This window comes from Marinobacter sp. tcs-11, from assembly GCF_002049515.1.
Taxonomy (GTDB): domain Bacteria; phylum Pseudomonadota; class Gammaproteobacteria; order Pseudomonadales; family Oleiphilaceae; genus Marinobacter; species Marinobacter nauticus.
The window spans coordinates 206,273-222,855 of record NZ_LLYU01000002.1 but is presented as its reverse complement, the minus strand read 5'-3'; the positions used below and the strand labels follow the sequence as shown (position 1 = coordinate 222,855).

General features: G+C 57.4%; 16 protein-coding genes. 3 read left to right on the top strand and 13 right to left on the bottom strand.

Annotated elements, in window-relative coordinates; genetic code table 11:
• Positions 1-25 precede the first annotated feature (25 nt).
• Together ARC85_RS03700 and ARC85_RS03695 are read right to left on the bottom strand one after the other, a co-directional pair.
• Positions 26-1,489: an SLC13 family permease gene (locus ARC85_RS03700; RefSeq protein WP_286714308.1), complete on the bottom strand. Its 1,464-nt coding sequence runs from the start codon at positions 1,487-1,489 to the stop codon at positions 26-28.
• A gap of 30 nt (positions 1,490-1,519) precedes the next feature.
• Positions 1,520-1,840, bottom strand: coding sequence for a TraR/DksA family transcriptional regulator (locus tag ARC85_RS03695; protein ID WP_286714307.1), 321 nt, complete (start codon positions 1,838-1,840; stop codon positions 1,520-1,522).
• A 145-nt stretch (positions 1,841-1,985) separates the two neighbouring features.
• Here ARC85_RS03695 and ARC85_RS03690 point away from each other — a divergent pair, with 145 nt between their 5' ends.
• From ARC85_RS03690 to ARC85_RS03680, 3 genes are all read left to right on the top strand, one after another.
• On the top strand, positions 1,986-2,342 hold the full coding sequence (locus ARC85_RS03690) for a phasin family protein (RefSeq protein WP_183578898.1): 357 nt from the start codon (positions 1,986-1,988) through the stop codon (positions 2,340-2,342).
• Positions 2,343-2,413: 71 nt separating this feature from the next.
• On the top strand, positions 2,414-4,213 hold the full coding sequence (locus ARC85_RS03685; protein WP_286714306.1) for a PHA/PHB synthase family protein: 1,800 nt from the start codon (positions 2,414-2,416) through the stop codon (positions 4,211-4,213).
• An 80-nt stretch (positions 4,214-4,293) separates the two neighbouring features.
• Positions 4,294-6,018: a diguanylate cyclase domain-containing protein gene (locus ARC85_RS03680; protein WP_286714305.1), complete on the top strand. Its 1,725-nt coding sequence runs from the start codon at positions 4,294-4,296 to the stop codon at positions 6,016-6,018.
• A 41-nt stretch (positions 6,019-6,059) separates the two neighbouring features.
• Here ARC85_RS03680 and ARC85_RS03675 read toward each other — a convergent pair whose 3' ends face one another.
• The 11 genes from ARC85_RS03675 to ARC85_RS03625 form a co-directional block, all read right to left on the bottom strand.
• A complete protein-coding gene (locus ARC85_RS03675; protein ID WP_183578908.1) occupies positions 6,060-7,034 on the bottom strand; it encodes an AgmX/PglI C-terminal domain-containing protein in 975 nt (324 codons plus the stop codon).
• 5 nt (positions 7,035-7,039) lie between these two features.
• Positions 7,040-7,540 carry an ExbD/TolR family protein gene (locus ARC85_RS03670; RefSeq protein ID WP_153741423.1) on the bottom strand — a complete coding sequence of 167 codons (501 nt, stop codon included), beginning with the start codon at positions 7,538-7,540 and terminating at the stop codon, positions 7,040-7,042.
• Positions 7,537-8,049, bottom strand: a complete 513-nt coding sequence (locus tag ARC85_RS03665) for an ExbD/TolR family protein (RefSeq protein WP_014421182.1) — start codon at positions 8,047-8,049, stop codon at positions 7,537-7,539. Before ARC85_RS03665 ends, ARC85_RS03670 begins: the two co-directional genes overlap by 4 nt.
• A gap of 25 nt (positions 8,050-8,074) precedes the next feature.
• Entirely contained in the window at positions 8,075-8,782 is a 708-nt protein-coding gene (locus ARC85_RS03660) for a MotA/TolQ/ExbB proton channel family protein (RefSeq protein ID WP_286714304.1), read from the bottom strand.
• Between the two features lie 133 nt (positions 8,783-8,915).
• Positions 8,916-9,227, bottom strand: coding sequence for a hypothetical protein (locus ARC85_RS03655; protein ID WP_286714303.1), 312 nt, complete (start codon positions 9,225-9,227; stop codon positions 8,916-8,918).
• Positions 9,228-9,242: 15 nt separating this feature from the next.
• Positions 9,243-9,812 carry a tetratricopeptide repeat protein gene (locus ARC85_RS03650; protein ID WP_286714302.1) on the bottom strand — a complete coding sequence of 190 codons (570 nt, stop codon included), beginning with the start codon at positions 9,810-9,812 and terminating at the stop codon, positions 9,243-9,245.
• Positions 9,799-12,681 carry a tetratricopeptide repeat protein gene (locus tag ARC85_RS03645; protein ID WP_286714301.1) on the bottom strand — a complete coding sequence of 961 codons (2,883 nt, stop codon included), beginning with the start codon at positions 12,679-12,681 and terminating at the stop codon, positions 9,799-9,801. Before ARC85_RS03645 ends, ARC85_RS03650 begins: the two co-directional genes overlap by 14 nt.
• Complete coding sequence (locus ARC85_RS03640) at positions 12,674-14,608, bottom strand: tetratricopeptide repeat protein (protein ID WP_227548967.1); 1,935 nt, start codon at positions 14,606-14,608, stop codon at positions 12,674-12,676. Before ARC85_RS03640 ends, ARC85_RS03645 begins: the two co-directional genes overlap by 8 nt.
• A gap of 20 nt (positions 14,609-14,628) precedes the next feature.
• On the bottom strand, positions 14,629-15,180 hold the full coding sequence (locus ARC85_RS03635; protein WP_023009964.1) for a hypothetical protein: 552 nt from the start codon (positions 15,178-15,180) through the stop codon (positions 14,629-14,631).
• Between the two features lie 19 nt (positions 15,181-15,199).
• On the bottom strand, positions 15,200-16,360 hold the full coding sequence (locus tag ARC85_RS03630; RefSeq protein WP_414674117.1) for a DUF3570 domain-containing protein: 1,161 nt from the start codon (positions 16,358-16,360) through the stop codon (positions 15,200-15,202).
• On the bottom strand, positions 16,347-16,583 hold the full coding sequence (locus ARC85_RS03625) for a DUF4266 domain-containing protein (RefSeq protein ID WP_222447947.1): 237 nt from the start codon (positions 16,581-16,583) through the stop codon (positions 16,347-16,349). The genes ARC85_RS03630 and ARC85_RS03625 overlap by 14 nt, the downstream gene beginning before the upstream one ends.

The following is a 16,583-nucleotide window of genomic DNA, read 5'->3' as shown; positions in this document are numbered from 1 at the left end:
CAAAGCCATGAAGTGACGGGGAGCATCAGAGCGTGAATACCAGCCCCAGCAACCCGTAAGTGATGAGAGTGACAACCACAATGCCCATCAGATTCAGCGCAAAGCCCGCTTTGATCATGCCTGAAATCTGCATGTGACCGCTGGAGAAAACAATCGCATTGGGCGGCGTAGCCACCGGCATCATGAAAGCGCAACTGGCCGCAATCGCGGCAGGAACCGTCAGGAGCAACGGAGACACGTCCTGCGCCATGGCCAGAGCTCCCAGCAAGGGCAGGAACGCCGCAGCAGTGGCGGTATTACTGGTCACTTCGGTCAGGAAGATAATCACGGCGGCCACAATTACCATCATGACGATGGTTGGCAATGCACCAGCCACGCCCAGGCTGCCGGCGATCCATTCCGCAAGGCCGGAGCTACTGATCACCCCCGCCATGGCCAGGCCGCCGCCGAAGAGCAAAAGTACTCCCCAGGGCAACTTGTTGGCGGAATCCCAATCCAACACAAAGGTGCGTTCACGGGTATCCACCGGGATAAGGAACATGGCGATCGCTGCCGCGATCGCGATGCCGGTATCACTCAACCAGGGCATCAGACTGGCAGACAACAGAGGGCGAAAAATCCACGCCGTTGCCGTGATAACAAATACCACGGCCACCAACCGCTCTCCCCGGCTCATCACCCCGAGCTTGGCCAGCTCATCCCGAATCATCTGGCCACTATCCGATGCCCGGCCAATGCCGAAATCCCGGCGGGTCAGCCACCACCAGGTCAGCACCAGCATCACCAGAGTGACCGGAACACCCAGCACCATCCACTGGGCAAAGCCCACCGAGATACCCTGATTCTCACTCAGATAGGCCGCCAGTAACGCATTGGGCGGCGTCCCGATCAGAGTCGCAATACCGCCAATGCTCGCTGAGTAGGCGATGGCCAACAACAGCGCTGTTGCATATTTCCGAACACCCTCCGGGTTCGAGTTGTCCATCATCGCTACCACGGACAAGCCAATGGGCAGCATCATGATAGCGGTTGCGGTATTACTCACCCACATGCTCAAAAAAGCCGTCGCCAGCATGAAGCCGGCAATCTGTCGCTTGGGCTGATCGCCCATGGCTTTGAGCGTCAGCAAGGCAATACGCCGATGAAGATTCCATCGCTGCATCGCCAGGCCCAGGGTAAACCCACCGAGAAACAGGAAGATGATCGGATTGGCATAGGGCGCCGTTGCCTGCCCGATAGTGCCAAGCCCAAGCGCGGGTACCAGCACGATCGGTAAAAGGGCTGTGGCCGGAATCGGTATCGCTTCGGTGGACCACCAGGTGGCCATCAGCAGCATAAGCCCCAGCGCCGCCCAGGCCTCCGCCCCCATGGAACCCGGCGCTGGCAGGACTAGCGTTGCCAGGAGGAACGCCACCCCCAGGATCAGACCAGTTACCTGACTCTTCGGCAGCCCGGAACGGGTTCCGTCGTTGCGTTGCACTTCAGCCATTGTTCATCCTGTTCTTTTGCATCCAGGTTGTCAGTCTGACGCGCAATCTACACAAACCGTGGTGTACGGCAATACCTGAAGCCGCCTGGGATCGATGTCGTTACCACACTGCTCGCATTCGTTGCCGACGCCCTGGTCTATCCGCTCCAGGGCGTGATCAATCTGCTGGAGTTCCGATCGCGTTTCCGCTTCCAGGGAATCCACTACCTCATCGTTCTGGGTCTGGCTCGCCTGCTCTTCGAAATCCTTTTCCAGAGCCCCTGTCTCCCTGCGCTGATGCGCCTGGTAGCGGGCCAGCCTGGCTTCAAGGTCTGCTTTCAGGGTTTCCAGTTCGGATTGTCGGTTTGCCATCGGATGCCTCCCGGGTCTATGTGCCATCTGCTTAACTATAGACTAGGAGATAGGGTGGAAGCCGGTTTGACGCCTGTCAAAATCGTGTCATCGAACGTGAGCTAAACTGATTGTTCCGACAATCACTACAAAGGAGTTGTAACGAATGAACCAGGATATGATCAACAAGGCTAACCGCCTCAACGAAACCCTTTTTACCCAGTTCAGCAAGGCCGCCGAAATGCAGATGAATGCGTTTCGTCGTTATGCCGATGTCGCCATGGAGCAGGCTCGAAAAGTCTCCGAAGTTCGCGATCTGGATGGGTTGAAGCAACTGACCAGCGACCAGGCTGAAACCCTCAAATCCCTCAGCGACCAGTTCACCCAGGACTGGAAAGCCTGGCAGGATTACTTCAGCGAAACCCGTGACCAGGTGCAGAAAGCCTTTGAACAGGATTCGAGCGAACCTGCCAAAGAGAAGGCACCAACTGCCAAGGCCAGCGGTTCCAAATCTGCAGCCTGAAAGGCAGGAGCAAAACCGGTCGGAATGGTATCCATTCCGGCCGTTTTTTTATTCAGCGGCAGGAGAGCCCCATGTTCGGTCTGGATTTCGTGAGCAAAACCGTCACTAATCTGGTGAAAACCTTCGAGGACAACGTCCGCCAGGGCCAGCAACAGCTGGAAAAATGGCTCGGCGACACCGGGATGATGGAGGACACCAAACTCTCCACGCTGAGCGAAATCTCGGACGCCTATCGAACCATGGCCGAGGATCTGCTGCTGCACCCGCTCCGGTTCGCCAGTGCAGAAATCGATCTTGCCCGCAAACACCTGGGGCTGGCTCGCTACACACTGACCAGACTCACCGGCCAACCTACAGAACCAGTCGCCGAACCGGACCCGGACGACCGGCGCTTCCTGGCGGAGGACTGGCACCGGCATCTGTCCTTTGATGTGCTCCAACAGGCCTATCTGATCAACTCCCGTGCTTTCCTGAGTTGGGTTGAAGGTATGGAGGGGCTCCCCGGCCCAGGTCGCGACCAGATGCTGTTCTACGCCCGTCAGTTGACGAGCGCGCTTTCACCTTCCAACTACCCGCTGACCAACCCGGAAGTCCTGCGGATAACCTGGGAACGAAAGGGCATGAATCTGGTGGATGGGGCCCGCAACCTGGTAGACGATATCCGGCAGAACCCGAATCTGTTCAACGTCGCCATGACCGACCGTTCGGCCTTCGAGGTGGGCGGCAACCTGGCAACAACGCCCGGCAAAGTGGTGTACCAGAATGAACTGATGCAATTGATCCAGTACTCGCCAACAACTGAAACCGTGGCCCGGCGCCCGCTTCTGATCGTCCCCCCCTGGATCAACAAGTTCTATATTCTCGACCTCACCGAACGCAATTCCTTCATTCGCTGGCTGGTAGACCAGGGCCAGACGGTGTTTATGGTTTCCTGGCGGAATCCCGGGCCAGCCCAGAAAAACCGGGGCTGGGACGACTACATGACGTTGGGCGTGCTGGCTGCCATTGATGCCGTAACTGAAGCGACTGGCGAGCCCCAGATGAACGCCATTGGCTACTGCATTGGTGGTACCCTGCTCGGAACCACAATGGCCTGGCTGGCAAAAAAACAACGTAACCCGATCGTCAGCACCACCTATCTGACCACCCTGCTGGATTTTTCAGACCCCGGCGGCATCGGCGTCTTCATTAACGATCACTCAATCCGCGGTATCGAACGAACCATGGAGCGCAAAGGCTACCTGGATGGCCGGGCCATGGCCTTTACCTTCAATCTGCTGCGGGAAAACGATCTGTTCTGGTCCTACTGGACCAACAACTACCTCAAAGGCCTGAAACCCAAAGCCTTCGACCTGCTGTACTGGAATACCGACGGCACCAACCTCCCCGCCAGAATGCACAGCTACTACCTTCGGGAAATGTACCTGCATAACCGACTGGTGCAGCCGGATGCCCTGACGATTGCTGGTGAAGGCATTGATCTTTCCGCCGTCAGCGTACCTTCCTTCTTCCTTTCCGCCCGCCAGGACCATATCGCTAAATGGAAAACGACTTATCGGGGGGCCGGGGTTTACGGCGGCAATGTGCAATTCGTTCTGTCCGGTTCCGGCCATATTGCCGGGGTCATCAATCCCCCTTACAAGGAAAAATACGGGTACTGGACCAATAACCAATTGCCAGGCTCGCCGGATGACTGGTTTGATAGCGCAGAACATCACCCTGGCTCCTGGTGGCCACACTGGCGTGAATGGCTGGCGACATTCGAGGGAGGGCAAGTTCAGCCCCGTCAGCCCGGGGAAGGCCCGCTTGAGGCGATTGAGGACGCGCCTGGAAGCTACGTAAAAGTTAAAGCATCGGAAGCCGGGGGTTGATAGACTTCAATATAAATGAGCGAGGGTTCACTTTTACCGAATTCTTCGCAACAGACCGACCAAGAATAACAGGAGTGCCCATGGGGCAGCCGCTTCCGATATCACGCATTATGCACACAGGCGTCCTGCTTCAGTGTGAGTTGGACACAACCATTGCCGATGCGGCTGCCCGGATGTCCGAAACCTCGGTCAGTTCCATTTTGATTACCGATGGCGGAACGGTTGTTGGTATCTGGACAGAACATGACGCCCTGGCGATCGACTTTACAGATCCCGAAACATTCCAACAGCCGGTAAGTACAGTGATGAGCTCACCTGTGCTGTCCTTACCCGAGACACTCGATGCCGGTGAAGCCGCGGTTCGTTTACGCGATACCGGAAAACGCCATTTTCTGGTGACTAACAGTAGCGGCAAACCGGTCGGGATCCTTTCCCAGACCGACCTGGCCCTCAACCAGGGCCTGGAACCCTACTTGCGACTGCGGGAAGTGCGGGCGGCCGTACCGCGCCCGCCACTGGTGGTTCGGGGCGACCAGTCTCTGGCGGAAGTGGCCAGTTACATGCATCGCCATCATGCCGATGCGGTGGTGGTCGATTGCGACGAAGAAGGTTTGGGGATTCTGACCGAGCGGGATATGGTCCGGTTTATTGCACGCCACACCAGCAACACCCTGGTCAATGAATTGGCGACCCGGCCTCTGCTCACCGTAAACGAAGAAGACCCGCTGATTCACGCCCGCGATCTGCTGATAGATCATCGCATCCGCCATCTTGCCGTGGTCAATCAGCTTGGAGAGGTTACCGGCCTGATCGGTTATCACGACATGCTGACCGGCGCTGAGCAAATGTATCTGGACGATCTTCGCGAAGCCCTCGAACAAAGGGATCAGGCCCTGGCCAAATCGAGGCGAACCCTGCAACTGGCGGAGCGGGTCATTGAATCGTCTTTTGAAGGCATAATGGTGACCGACAAAGACGTCCGCATTGAATTCGTCAACCCGGCATTCACCCAACTGACCGGTTATACCGCCGAAGAGGTCATCGGTCGGTCACCCGATCTGCTCTCATCCGGGCGCCACGACAGCGAGTTCTACCGGCGCATGTGGAATTCCCTGGAAACCCACGGCTACTGGCGCGGAGAAATCTGGAATCGCCGAAAAACCGGTGAGCTTTATCTGGAACTACTGACCATTACGGCAATCACCGACGATGACGGCAATACCACACATTACGCGGGCCTGTTCACGGATATCACGCAAAATCGCAGGAACGAGGAACAGATCCGACAGCTAGCCTACTACGATGCCCTCACCGGTGTGCCGAACCGACGATTGCTGGAAGACCGGCTGGAGCACGCCATTCGCCATGCCCATCGCAAGGAAATGCTGCTTGCAGTGATGTTTATGGATCTGGACCGTTTCAAGGAAGTGAACGACACCCTGGGCCATGCGGTGGGGGATGACCTGTTGCTTCAGTTCACTACCAGGGTAAAAGACTGCCTGCGGGAAGACGACACACTCGCCCGACTTGGAGGCGACGAGTTTATTGTGCTGCTACCGGAGATGGAACGGCTATCCGACGTGTTTGCCGTGGCCGACAGGCTGATTGAAGCAAACAAACGGCCCTATCAGATCAACGGCAACCAGATAAACGTGGGTTCAAGCATTGGCATCAGCCTGTATCCGGAAGACGGTACCACCGTTCAGGAACTGATCAACGGCGCCGACATCGCCATGTATCGTGCCAAGCGGGAGGGGCGAAACCGCTACAAGCTGTTTGCGCCCCACACTGTCGAAAGCGCCTGATCAGGAGCGATCCTTCACCACCCCTGAACCGGAGCCAACCGTCAGCTCGACAACAGCTCGATCGGATAACGAATGGTGGTCTTGTCGACTCCTGGTCGTGCTCCAAAGTCTACCAACCGCAACCGGTTGCAGATCTTGTTCTCAAGTGCCGGTTCGTTGAGTGTTGACTCCACAACCGAGCAACTGGACACCGCACCATTCGGCTCGATAACCAGTTCGGGCGTGATACTGCCCTGCAGCGAGGGTTTTCGTCGCAGCTCGCGATTGTAGATGCTGTAAATGGCGGACTTGTTGGCATCCATGGTACGGCGCAACTCCTCCCGGCTACGCGATTTCGAGGCAGTTTCCTGCTGCTCCCTGCGCACCGTCTCTTTTACCGCAGCCACACGTTCCGCCTCGGCCACCTCCGCGCGCTCCCGTTCTGCCAGGGCAAGCTCACGGGTTTCCCGGCTCAAAGCGGTTTCATTCACACCACTACTGCGGGTGTTTTCGGTAGCACGGGAAGCCAGGGTATCACCGGTCTTCCTGGCGATCGGCTCGGCCGTATTGGTAACCGGACTATCCAGTTTGACCGATTCTGCCAGCGAACTGATCTTCGACAGCTCGTTGCCCATGGCAAGAATCCCGGTGTTTTTCGCCTTTTCCCGAGCCTTGGCCACTTCTTCCGGTTTGGGCTCTGGTTCCGGTTTTTCAGCCACTTCCGGTTCTGGAACAACCGGCGCTGGAGCGGGTTCGGGTTTTGGCTCAGGCTTCGCCTGCTCCACCGGCTTTTCCTCAGGCTTTGGCGGCTCAGGCTCTGGCAATACCGGCTTGGGTGGCTCCTTTTTCTCAACAATCAGCTTCGCCAACTGGGGCGGCAAGGCTTCCTGTTCCTGCCGATCCTGTTCCGGCAACTCAACCCAACTCACATAGCCCGCGAAAACCAGAAACAGGGGCACCACGACAACCGCGGCTGCAAACAGTCTCTTGCGCTCTCCCCTCTCCTGATTCCAGGGCAATCCGTAGCGATAATCCATTAGCTTCAGGCCCCCTGTTCCGTGCGCTGATTAACCGCCAGGGAAATGCTGGCATAACCGGCGTCCACACAGGTGGACATGATTTTCTTGAGCAGCTCGTAAGGAAGTTCCCGGTCCGCAAGAATGGTAATGGGGCGACCTGCCTCCGGTGCTGGCCCCGACGAACGACTGGCCTGGTAGTCGAGCTCCTGCTTCAGCGATGGCTCAACCTGCCCCTCGAAGGTCTGGAACGCGTCGCGTTTCACCACCAGCCGGCCGTTCACCAGGATATCCCGGTCGGTCACGGTTAGTGCCAGTACATCACCCGGGGGTTGTTGGGCAGTCGAATCGGGCAATTTGATGGTGTTGTTCTGGTTGAGTACCTGTACGTCAGACGAAGAGTTCACCATCAGGAAGAACACGAGGATGGTAAAAATATCCATCAGCGACACCAGGTTCATTTTTCCCTGGCTTTTGTTGCGCCGGTAATGCCGTTTCAGACGACGGGCTTTCGCGGATTCTTTCATGAACTTACCTCCGCGGTGCCCGAGGTCTGGGCAGGTGCATCTCCGAGGGAGATTTCGGGGAACAGTTCTGCCTCGACAACACTGCCAGCCACTACGGCTTCATAGGAGCGCACCGTATCCATCACGGAAACCAGAGACTGATAAGAGGTCTGCCGGGACGGCATGATGATCACATCCTTTTTGTCCGGCACCCGACTCTTGATCTCTTTCATGACATCCTTGAGCAGAGCAAAATCATACTCGCCCTCACGCCGGGGTATGTCCTTGATGACGCCGCCCTGGTTATCTGCAACAACCAGCCGATCTTCATAGATCACAACCTGGATCTGCAGTTCTTCAGCCTGCTCTGCCGACAGGCTCTCGCCGGTCGGAAAGTTGAGTTCCAGAACGCTGGTGTGGGCAAACACCATATTCAGCAGCAGTACCGGCACCAGCACAATCATGAGATTCATGAAGGGCGTGATGTCGAGATCTGCCTCACTTTGTAGGCGACGATGCTTCCGTCTCATGGCCTGACATCCTTCTGACTGGTTATCAGGCCGGGCTACCGGCCGGTGTCGCTAACTGTGCCGTCGCAGCGGCAGTCTGACCCTGTGGTTGTGCACCGGACTTGTTGCCGGAGCCATCGCTGAGGAGGTTCAGAACCTTGATGCCGGCCATCTCGAAGCTATCAACAATCTCGTTGGTCTTGGTTTGCAGCAGTGAATGGATCAGCAGCATCGGAATGGCTGACATCAGGCCAAACGCTGTCGTGTTCATGGCGACCGAGATACTCTGGGACAACAGGCTCGCTTTCTGGGCCGGATCCGCTGCGGCTACTGCGGTAAAGGCAGCAATCAGACCGATAATGGTACCAAGCAGGCCCAGCAGCGTGGCGATGTTGGCCAGTGTTGCCAGGTACTGTGTGCGCTTTTCCAGCCGAGGCATAACATCCAGCAAACCCTCTTCCATGGCGTATTCGATCTCTTCGCGACCCTGGCGGCGGGCCAGGCGCTGAAGGCCGAAACCGATCATGGTGGACATGGCACTACCGGATTCCTGAGTGTAATTCAGGGCGCCCCTCAGATCGCGCTTTGCAATCATCTGATGCAGGCGGTTGAAATCCCGACGGTTGGTCAGTTTCTGGGCGGAAAGGTAGACGTAACGTTCAATGGCAACAATGAGTCCGATGATCAGCACAACGGCAATCGGAAACATAAAAAAGCCACCTTCCTGGAAGAAGCGAACGGCGGTATCGATCATTTTCTGGGCACTCCATGGTCCGTTTTCAGATCAGTCTATTCGCGAGCTCGCCCGGGCAGGGTAAGTTCGCGCAAGTCTGTGTGAGGGTTTGTTTATTTTTGCGCAAGAACACAGAGCAGATGTGAGGAATGTCTCACTCTGGCGATTCATCTGCCGGTTGTGTCTGTTTCAGGAATTCGTTGTGGTATTGCACCAGCCTCTGGAATTCATATCGTTCCAGCGGCGCAACCCCCTGATTAACCATGAGCCGCTCGTCTGGCGCCCGAAGTTGTTCAACTTCCGGTGGTTGCCAGGGCACCAGATACATGACTGTGGGCACTTCCTGGTCGCCACGAATGCGGGTACCTTCGATGGTTACCACACCCGGGGTGTCCTGGGCGTAAAGCACGGGCGCCGCAGCTATCAGAGCGGAAGCGACCAGAATGATCGGCGCAAGACGTTTCATATCGACTTATCCAAATCAGATCCTGTTTTTCGCATCAAATATCCAGTCTTCCAGTCTCGGGTGCGGTTCGCTGGCAGCCGATTGATAACGCTCGTAGAGTTCGATCGCATCGGCAGGGTTACCCAGATAGATATCCAGCAGGAAGGCCAGATTGAGAATCGCAGGCGCGTAGTCCGAATCCGCCGCCAACGCAGCTCGGTAATACCGTTCCGCCTCATCGAATTCTCCAGCATTCCGGGCAATCACGCCCAGATGATTCAACGCCTGGACATGCTCAGGATTGACTGCCAGCGCGCGCTCAAACCATTGTCTCGCGCTATCGGAATCCCCTTTCCGGAAAGCGATAATGCCAAGGTTGGCCATGGGACCGGCCTTGTCCGGGTAGTCAGTAGTCAGTTGCTCCAGACGAGTCCGGGCTTCGGCAAGGTTGTCCTGCTCCATGGCCCGGACCGCTTCCCGGAATGACGCCTCGAGGACAGCCGGCTCGGCCCGAGGATCAGATTCTGGCGGCGTCGGGGCCGTGACACATCCGGACAACGCGACTGACAACCAAAGACAGAGACCACCGGACTTAATCAAGTTCATAGACAACCCCCGACGTCACTTCTTCCTTCCGGTAGCGTCCTGGCAGCAGGACTCCCAGGGCCTCGTAGCTGCGCTTGACCCACTCATCGAAAATGCCCTCCCGGGCCCGCCGGATGTTCTGCTCGTGGATATCGATGGCGTTGTCTTCGAATGGATAGGCCTGCTCTTCCAACAAAAGCTCGTACTGGGCCAGCTCAAGCTCACTCAACCCGGTGGGCCGCTCCGAATCCATCAGATCGGCACCGAGGCGTCCATAGATATGGGCAATCTGGTATCCGGCCTCGGTTGCGAACGTCGAAAGGCCGTAACTGGCGGTTTTCTTGTAGGCATTAACTGCCCGTTCAAGCGCATCGGTCTTTGCAGCCATGCTCTCATTCAGTGGCAACGTGAGGCGAATGCTGTCATACCGGGCAAGCGCTTCGCGGGCGAGAATGGCCGAGGCTGACGCGGCAAGGTAGCGCATGCGGTCGTCCGCCGCGTCCGGATTCCGGTCCACCGTTTCCATTTGCTTGCGCAACCAGTAATCTCTTTTTACGGTGTCATCAGCTTGCTGATAGAGCTCAGCCAGCCGATTGGCCGCTTCCATGTAGACATCGGCCGGCTCGGGATGGCTGTTGGCGTAATTCCGCCAGGTATCGATGGCCTTGTCACGGTTTCCGGCCTGATCGTACAGCTCTGCTGCAATCAACAGGTTTTCTCTTCGCTCTTCCGGCGTTGTCGCCAGAGCCACCATTTGTTGCAATTCGTCGGCTGCTCGCTCCCACTGCGCCGTTTCACGATAGGCCAACGCCAGTTTTGCCGGGACCGTATCAATCAATTCGTGGTCCGGGAAAGCCCTTCGGAAACTGGTCAGCACACCAATGGCCGGTTCCCAGAGATTGGCGGTTATCAGAAGTGAGGCGGCATCGTATTCAGCGTTTGCCCTTAGTGCGGATTCCGGAACCACAGCACCGACTCGCAGGAACTCGCCGACGGCAGCTTCCACATTACCGGCATCGGCCAACTGCTCGGCCTGCCGATAGACCGCAGCGGCCAGGTTTTCACGCACCCCGCTTCTTCGCTCATCATCCTCTGCCATGGTCGCCAGGGCATCACGGTAAGCCTGCTCCGCCTCGGAGTATCGGGCCAGTTCAGAGAGGCTGTGGCCAGACAACAGCAAGGCTTCTGTCGTTAACTCAGCGGAAGGCGTGGGCTGCCAGGTCACAAGCCGGGCCGCCATATTGACGGTCTCTTCCCAGTTGTTCCGGTCAAACTCCTGCTGCAGCGCAATGTAATACACCGCCGGGGCCCTGGGGTCTTCGGGAAATGCATTTGCAAACCGCAGCCGATTCAACTGCTGCAGTTCCTGATAAGCCGCCTGTTCTGATATGGGTAGACTGTTCCAGGTTATTGAATACTCACGGAATGCCAGAACCGACGCGTAGCCGGCTTCGGCTGCCCGCCCGGATACGGTGTCCTGCGGGTAGTCATAGGCCACACGCTCGAAAGCGGCGATGGCTTCCGCCCAGTCTTCCAGCTCCAGATAGGTTTCACCCAGAAGGAACAGACGCTCCGGTGTGCGGGGATGATCCGGGAAGGTAGCGGCAAACTCGGCGTAATAACTAGCGGCTTTGCGGTAGTGATCGTTGGCCTGCTGTTCATCCATGACTTCCCCCGCCAACAGATACTGACGGTCTGCCAGCTCAGGCAGAAGCTGCTCCAGCTGTTGCTCAATGAAACCCATCGCATCGGGGCCCGCTGACTGCCAATAGGCGCTGTAAATTCCGTAACGGCTCACAAAGTCGGCCTTTCGTTCAGGCACAGTACGGGTGAAACCGGCCAGTTCCAGGGTATCGATAATCCGCATGTGGTAGCGAGGCGCCCAGGGACTCGCCGGGTGGTCTTCTATGAAGGCTTCAAAGACGTCGATGGCGTCACCGTATTGTTCCCTCTCGACCAAAAGCCCACTGTAGCGGTCATAAACCAGAATTTCGTATGGACGCCCGCCCGTCTGGCGAAACAACGCCTGCAGGGTTTCCGCGCCATCAAGGTAAGACAGGGACAGCCCTACGACCCGGAACAGATCCTCGATCAGGGTCTGGCTCCGCTGATCCACATCTTCCACCGGCTGCCCCTCAGGCATCACCAAATCAAGCACTTCTACATAGCTGAACAGGGCTTCCTGGTATTGCGCCTGCTTGAACAGACTCCAGCCCTTCATGTAATGCGCGTTCACCAGAAATGAGGCATCGGCCATACGCTCCTGGCTGGCCAGAGTAACCTCGCCGAAGGCCTGCTCGGCTTCCCGGTATCGGCCATCGATAAACAGCAGATCGCCGCGGCGAAACTGAGCTTCTATCCAGTAGTCCGAATCGGGGTACCGCCGGACCAGAGTATCCAGAGTATCGAGTTGCTGGGGCGTCGCGCCCCGAAGCTCCCAGGCCCTGGCAAGCTGATAATAGATCTTGTCATTGCCCTCGCGCTCCGGGTATTCGGACAGAAGACGCTGGTAGGCCTCGATAGCACCGGCGAGCTCATCGACAGCGGTATCGGCCATTTTCCGCTCCGCCCGTTGGAATTCCAGATCGGCCAGCCGGTGGCGGATGGTAACCTGCTTGCGGGGATCGTCCACCAGCGGCAAAAGCGCCTTGTAGCTTTCCATCACTGTTTCGATGGAGACATCATCCGCGGGGCCGCTGCCAGCCTCGATACCCTGAACCTGACGGGTTTCAGTCGCCGGAAGCGCGGCCAGGGTACCCTCACGGACCCTGGGCATTTCCTCGTCGCCGGCGGGCATCATCGACTGTAACATCTGACAGCCACTGGCCATGAGCAGCGCACCTGCTACGACAAGGCCTTTCACCATCTTTCCAGGAGTCCCGTTACTCATCACCGGCTCCCGGGTTTTGCGATCTACGGAACAGTTGGTCCGCCAACCTGGCCTGGGCATGGCGGGAAGCCACCAGATACCCATTGAGCTCCTCCTGCTGGGCGACAAGCATGCTGTCTACCTGGCTCAGGAGGATTCGCCGGGCGTTGCTCAATGCAACCGCCACCTCTTGGCCAAGGGTGGCGAGTTCGCGCTCGCTGGCAGAAATGCGGCGAGCCAGTTCGGCATGGCGGCCATCGTCGGACATCAGGGTTTCAACCCTCTGCCGCTGGGCCTGGAAGTGCTGCATTTCACGATCCAGCTCCCGCAACTGCTTTTGCGCCGCCCAGCGATTCACGCCATAGTCATCCGCAATCCACCAGTCGAAGTAGGCACGCATCCTCCGGTAAGTCTCACGCTGCCTGGCCGTGGTGGCGTCGTCAGGCAAGCCCGCCAGCGTTTCTTCAACCTCGTTGAGCTTGTCTCTCAGTGCTTTCTGTTCTGCGGTCATGAAGAATTGAGCGTCTTCTTCAGCCAACGCAGTGGCGATCGTTTCCCTGAATTCCTCATGCAATGTCTGCCACTGGTTCGCCTGCTGGCTTTCGAGCGCCCGACGAGTTTCCGCAATCCGCACCTGACGCTGTTGTTCGCGGGTTTCCAGCATGATCCGGAAGGATTCAAACCGGGACTGCCGCTCGGCGATAAAGGATTGCATTTGGTAGAGCTCGTTCAATTCTGCAAGCGCCTGCTGGAAAGTCTCCGAAGCCAGCACTTCGGCTATGCCGAAATCGGCAGGCTGGACCCGCAAACGGCCGTAGGAATCCGTGAGAATCCCGTCGCTGTCACGAGTGAAGTCAAGCTGCGCCATCAGACTCTCTTCAGTGAGCCGATTCCGGATAATGTCCAGCTCCTCAATACGGGCCTGGTAAAGGTCGGCCGCTTGCCTGAAGGCCGGCAATGCTCGCTGTGGTTTGTTCATCTGCTCAAGAACATAGGCCCGGGCGAACGGAACCTGCTGGCGCCATGGCAAAAACAGATCCCTGCTCGACAGCGTATCGAGCGCATCAAGTGCCCGATCCGGCCTGCCCTGCCCGGCCGCCGCTATGGCATAGTCGAAAAGGGCCTGGTCAGCGAATACGCCATTCAGCGGCATGTCGCCAAGGATCTCAAGCGCCGCGTCGAACCGGCCATCCCTGAGGTAAAGCCGGGCAAGTGACAGTCGGGCCCTGTCCAACAGGCCTTCGCGTTCGGCCTCTGGTTCGGCGGAATCGGCAGACTGTTGAATGATGGCGATCAGTGTCTGCAGTTCAGCCTCGGCTGTCGCGACGTCTCCCGCGTCCAGAGCGGCGACGGCAGAATTGTATTGCAGGTAAAGGGACCAGATGTCCGTGTCTTCCAGTTGTTCCTTTAGCGACGTCAGCTTCGATACGTCTTCGATCCTCGAAGACATCATGGCCACTCGTGCTCGCAGATAAACCCACTCCCGAAAGAGGTCATGGTTGGCCTCAGCGAGTATCTCACCATCCACGCGCTCAAGATTCTCGCCGGCCAGCTCACGATTACCTTCCAGGAAAAACACCTTACCCAGATAGAACCAGGCCTGATTGCGAACCTCCGGCGAAAGTGTGCTACCCGCGCCGTCACTACCGAGCAGTTCCGTGAACAATTTGCTGGCCTCACGGGTCATGCCCCAGGACAACATCAGCCCACCCTCTACCAAAGCCGGGTGATCACCATGTCCTTCGATACCGCCTTGCTCACGGGCAACCGCCAGCTGGGTCAGAGCCTCAAAGACATTGCCCTGATGATACTCATACAGAGCCCAACCGTACCGAAGGTCCTTCGCCCGCTCAGGTCCGGGCTCATCGGCCTGGGCCGGAGCAACCATCGTCAGCCATAACAAAGCGCCGGTAAACAATACCGAACGCGTTCGAAATGGCTTGATCACTGTCAATCCCACGGCGCGGCTTACTCCCACTCCACGATGGAAACTGAGGGCTGATAATCGGAAGAGCGATCCTCAACACGGACCTCCAGTGCAGCTGTGCCGGTGCCCTTCTCGAATTCCAGCGACGCTGCCTGTTTGTAAGGCCGCTGATCCGGCCCGATGCCCTCAACGAACGCCGTCACCTGATGGGCTCCGGTCTTCAGGTTGCCCACGTAAAGCCTCTGCATACCGCCGCGTTCAAGTGCTTTCGCCTGACGCTCGGTATAGAGGTGAGAGGCAACGATCTCGTCGTCAACCTTCAGCTTGACCGCATCCAGCTTCAGAAACTTGCCAGCATCCACGCTGAGAAACACCGCAACCTGGGTGTTGGCCGGAAACAGCAGGTCCTCCTCAAGGATAAACAGATCCCGGTTAAGCCGGATAACCTTCTTCTTGAGGGCCTCAACCTGCTCGGCGACCGCGGTCTCGTCCTTCTCCTCCCCGGGATTGGACTGGGCGAAGGCAGGGGCTGTCAGGGCGAGGGTCAATGCCGCTAACAGCGCCGGAAATCGGGAGTTCAAGCAAGTGGCCATGGTCGTTCTTCCTGCATGCTCAGTATTCAAGAATCAATGACGCCCGGGTGACATAGGCATCGAAGGAATAAAGGGGTTCTTCGCCGGGGAGATAGTTTCCGGCCGCGGTGACATCGCGGAAGTTGTCATAATCAAAATTCAGCCAGTCCACCAACAGACTGAACTGCAGACGATCAATGCCCGGAAGCGACGTCTGTTTCCATTCGTACACCGCGCCTACTGCCAGGGTTGTCCCTGAAAGCGAGCTGAGCTCCTTGTCCCGGGCAAGATGGGTCTGGGAGTTCTTGAACGGGAAAAGATCGCTGTAAAAATCCGCCTCGTTCTGGGTGTAATAGCGGACGGAACCTTCAAGGGTCCAGTGCTGGGTCAACCCGTGCACGTAACCCAGTTCCATGGTATGGGCGTTAATGCCCCAGGTATCTGAAAAATAGCGGTATTCACCGCGTATTGAGGCGCGATACGGCAGATAGTAAAGCGCTCTCACGGCCACGGAGGTACTGGTTCGGGTTTCCGGATACTGTTCCGGTTGAGTCAGGAACTCCGCTGGATTATCGGGATTAATGTAGCGGTTCACACGATACGGGTTTTGCAGGTAACCCTCGTCTGTGACCACTTCGAGGTCCAGGCCTACCAGACTGTTACGGGTAACGACCTGGCTAAGGCCCAGCTGGTAGTTACGACGATCGGCTTCCTCGCTGAAGGAATCATTACCAACCCGACCCACTTCGTCCCAGCCACTGGCATAGCCCATGGTCACCGTGGACATGCCTCCGAAGAATTCCTGGCTCACCGAAAAATAGAGGGTATTGGCCTCGTAATCATTTTCCGTACTGTTGGTATAACCCAGACTCAGAATGGCCTTGTCGTGCAGGTAATCCACACCCACGGTGTATTCTGTACGCTCCTCCTCGTAGGCACTGGCTGTCGCCAGTACATCCACCGAGGCAGCAGACACAGAATCCACGTAATACTGACCGGAAAAGGAGACCTGGGGGCCAATCCCTTTGCGGACCAGCACCGACGGGCCATCAATCACCATGCCGCCACCATCGTAACGATGATAGAGCACGTCTACTTTGTCCACGGGTAAGGTCGCCGCTGTGGCGGACTGAACCGTGAGTAACACCATCAGGGCCGTCAGACTGAGAGCAGCAACCCGAAATCTGTCAGTTACAGCCACAGCCACCCCCTGAACCGCCTTCAGCGCCGCGAGCGGATTCTCTGGCCTGATAGACGTGATGCATGTAGGCGTCAGCCGAGCCATGCCTGCTCAGACTCATGACCGGATCCGCCAGATTGTCACGCTCGTAGGGTTTCACCCAGGGTTTTACCGAGCTGCAGCCGGTCGCCATCAGCAGCAGTGCAACCAGAGACAGGGACGACAGGATCGACAAAATTCGCAT

Bases quoted from the DNA above. Each gene is read 5' to 3' on its own strand.
- ARC85_RS03700 (WP_286714308.1), bottom strand. From the start codon at position 1,489: ATGGCTGAAGTGCAACGCAACGACGGAACCCGTTCCGGGCTGCCGAAG.
- ARC85_RS03695 (WP_286714307.1), bottom strand. From the start codon at position 1,840: ATGGCAAACCGACAATCCGAACTGGAAACCCTGAAAGCAGACCTTGAA.
- ARC85_RS03690 (WP_183578898.1), top strand. From the start codon at position 1,986: ATGAACCAGGATATGATCAACAAGGCTAACCGCCTCAACGAAACCCTT.
- ARC85_RS03685 (WP_286714306.1), top strand. From the start codon at position 2,414: ATGTTCGGTCTGGATTTCGTGAGCAAAACCGTCACTAATCTGGTGAAA.
- ARC85_RS03680 (WP_286714305.1), top strand. From the start codon at position 4,294: ATGGGGCAGCCGCTTCCGATATCACGCATTATGCACACAGGCGTCCTG.
- ARC85_RS03675 (WP_183578908.1), bottom strand. From the start codon at position 7,034: ATGGATTATCGCTACGGATTGCCCTGGAATCAGGAGAGGGGAGAGCGC.
- ARC85_RS03670 (WP_153741423.1), bottom strand. From the start codon at position 7,540: ATGAAAGAATCCGCGAAAGCCCGTCGTCTGAAACGGCATTACCGGCGC.
- ARC85_RS03665 (WP_014421182.1), bottom strand. From the start codon at position 8,049: ATGAGACGGAAGCATCGTCGCCTACAAAGTGAGGCAGATCTCGACATC.
- ARC85_RS03660 (WP_286714304.1), bottom strand. From the start codon at position 8,782: ATGATCGATACCGCCGTTCGCTTCTTCCAGGAAGGTGGCTTTTTTATG.
- ARC85_RS03655 (WP_286714303.1), bottom strand. From the start codon at position 9,227: ATGAAACGTCTTGCGCCGATCATTCTGGTCGCTTCCGCTCTGATAGCT.
- ARC85_RS03650 (WP_286714302.1), bottom strand. From the start codon at position 9,812: ATGAACTTGATTAAGTCCGGTGGTCTCTGTCTTTGGTTGTCAGTCGCG.
- ARC85_RS03645 (WP_286714301.1), bottom strand. From the start codon at position 12,681: ATGAGTAACGGGACTCCTGGAAAGATGGTGAAAGGCCTTGTCGTAGCA.
- ARC85_RS03635 (WP_023009964.1), bottom strand. From the start codon at position 15,180: ATGGCCACTTGCTTGAACTCCCGATTTCCGGCGCTGTTAGCGGCATTG.
- ARC85_RS03625 (WP_222447947.1), bottom strand. From the start codon at position 16,583: ATGCGAATTTTGTCGATCCTGTCGTCCCTGTCTCTGGTTGCACTGCTG.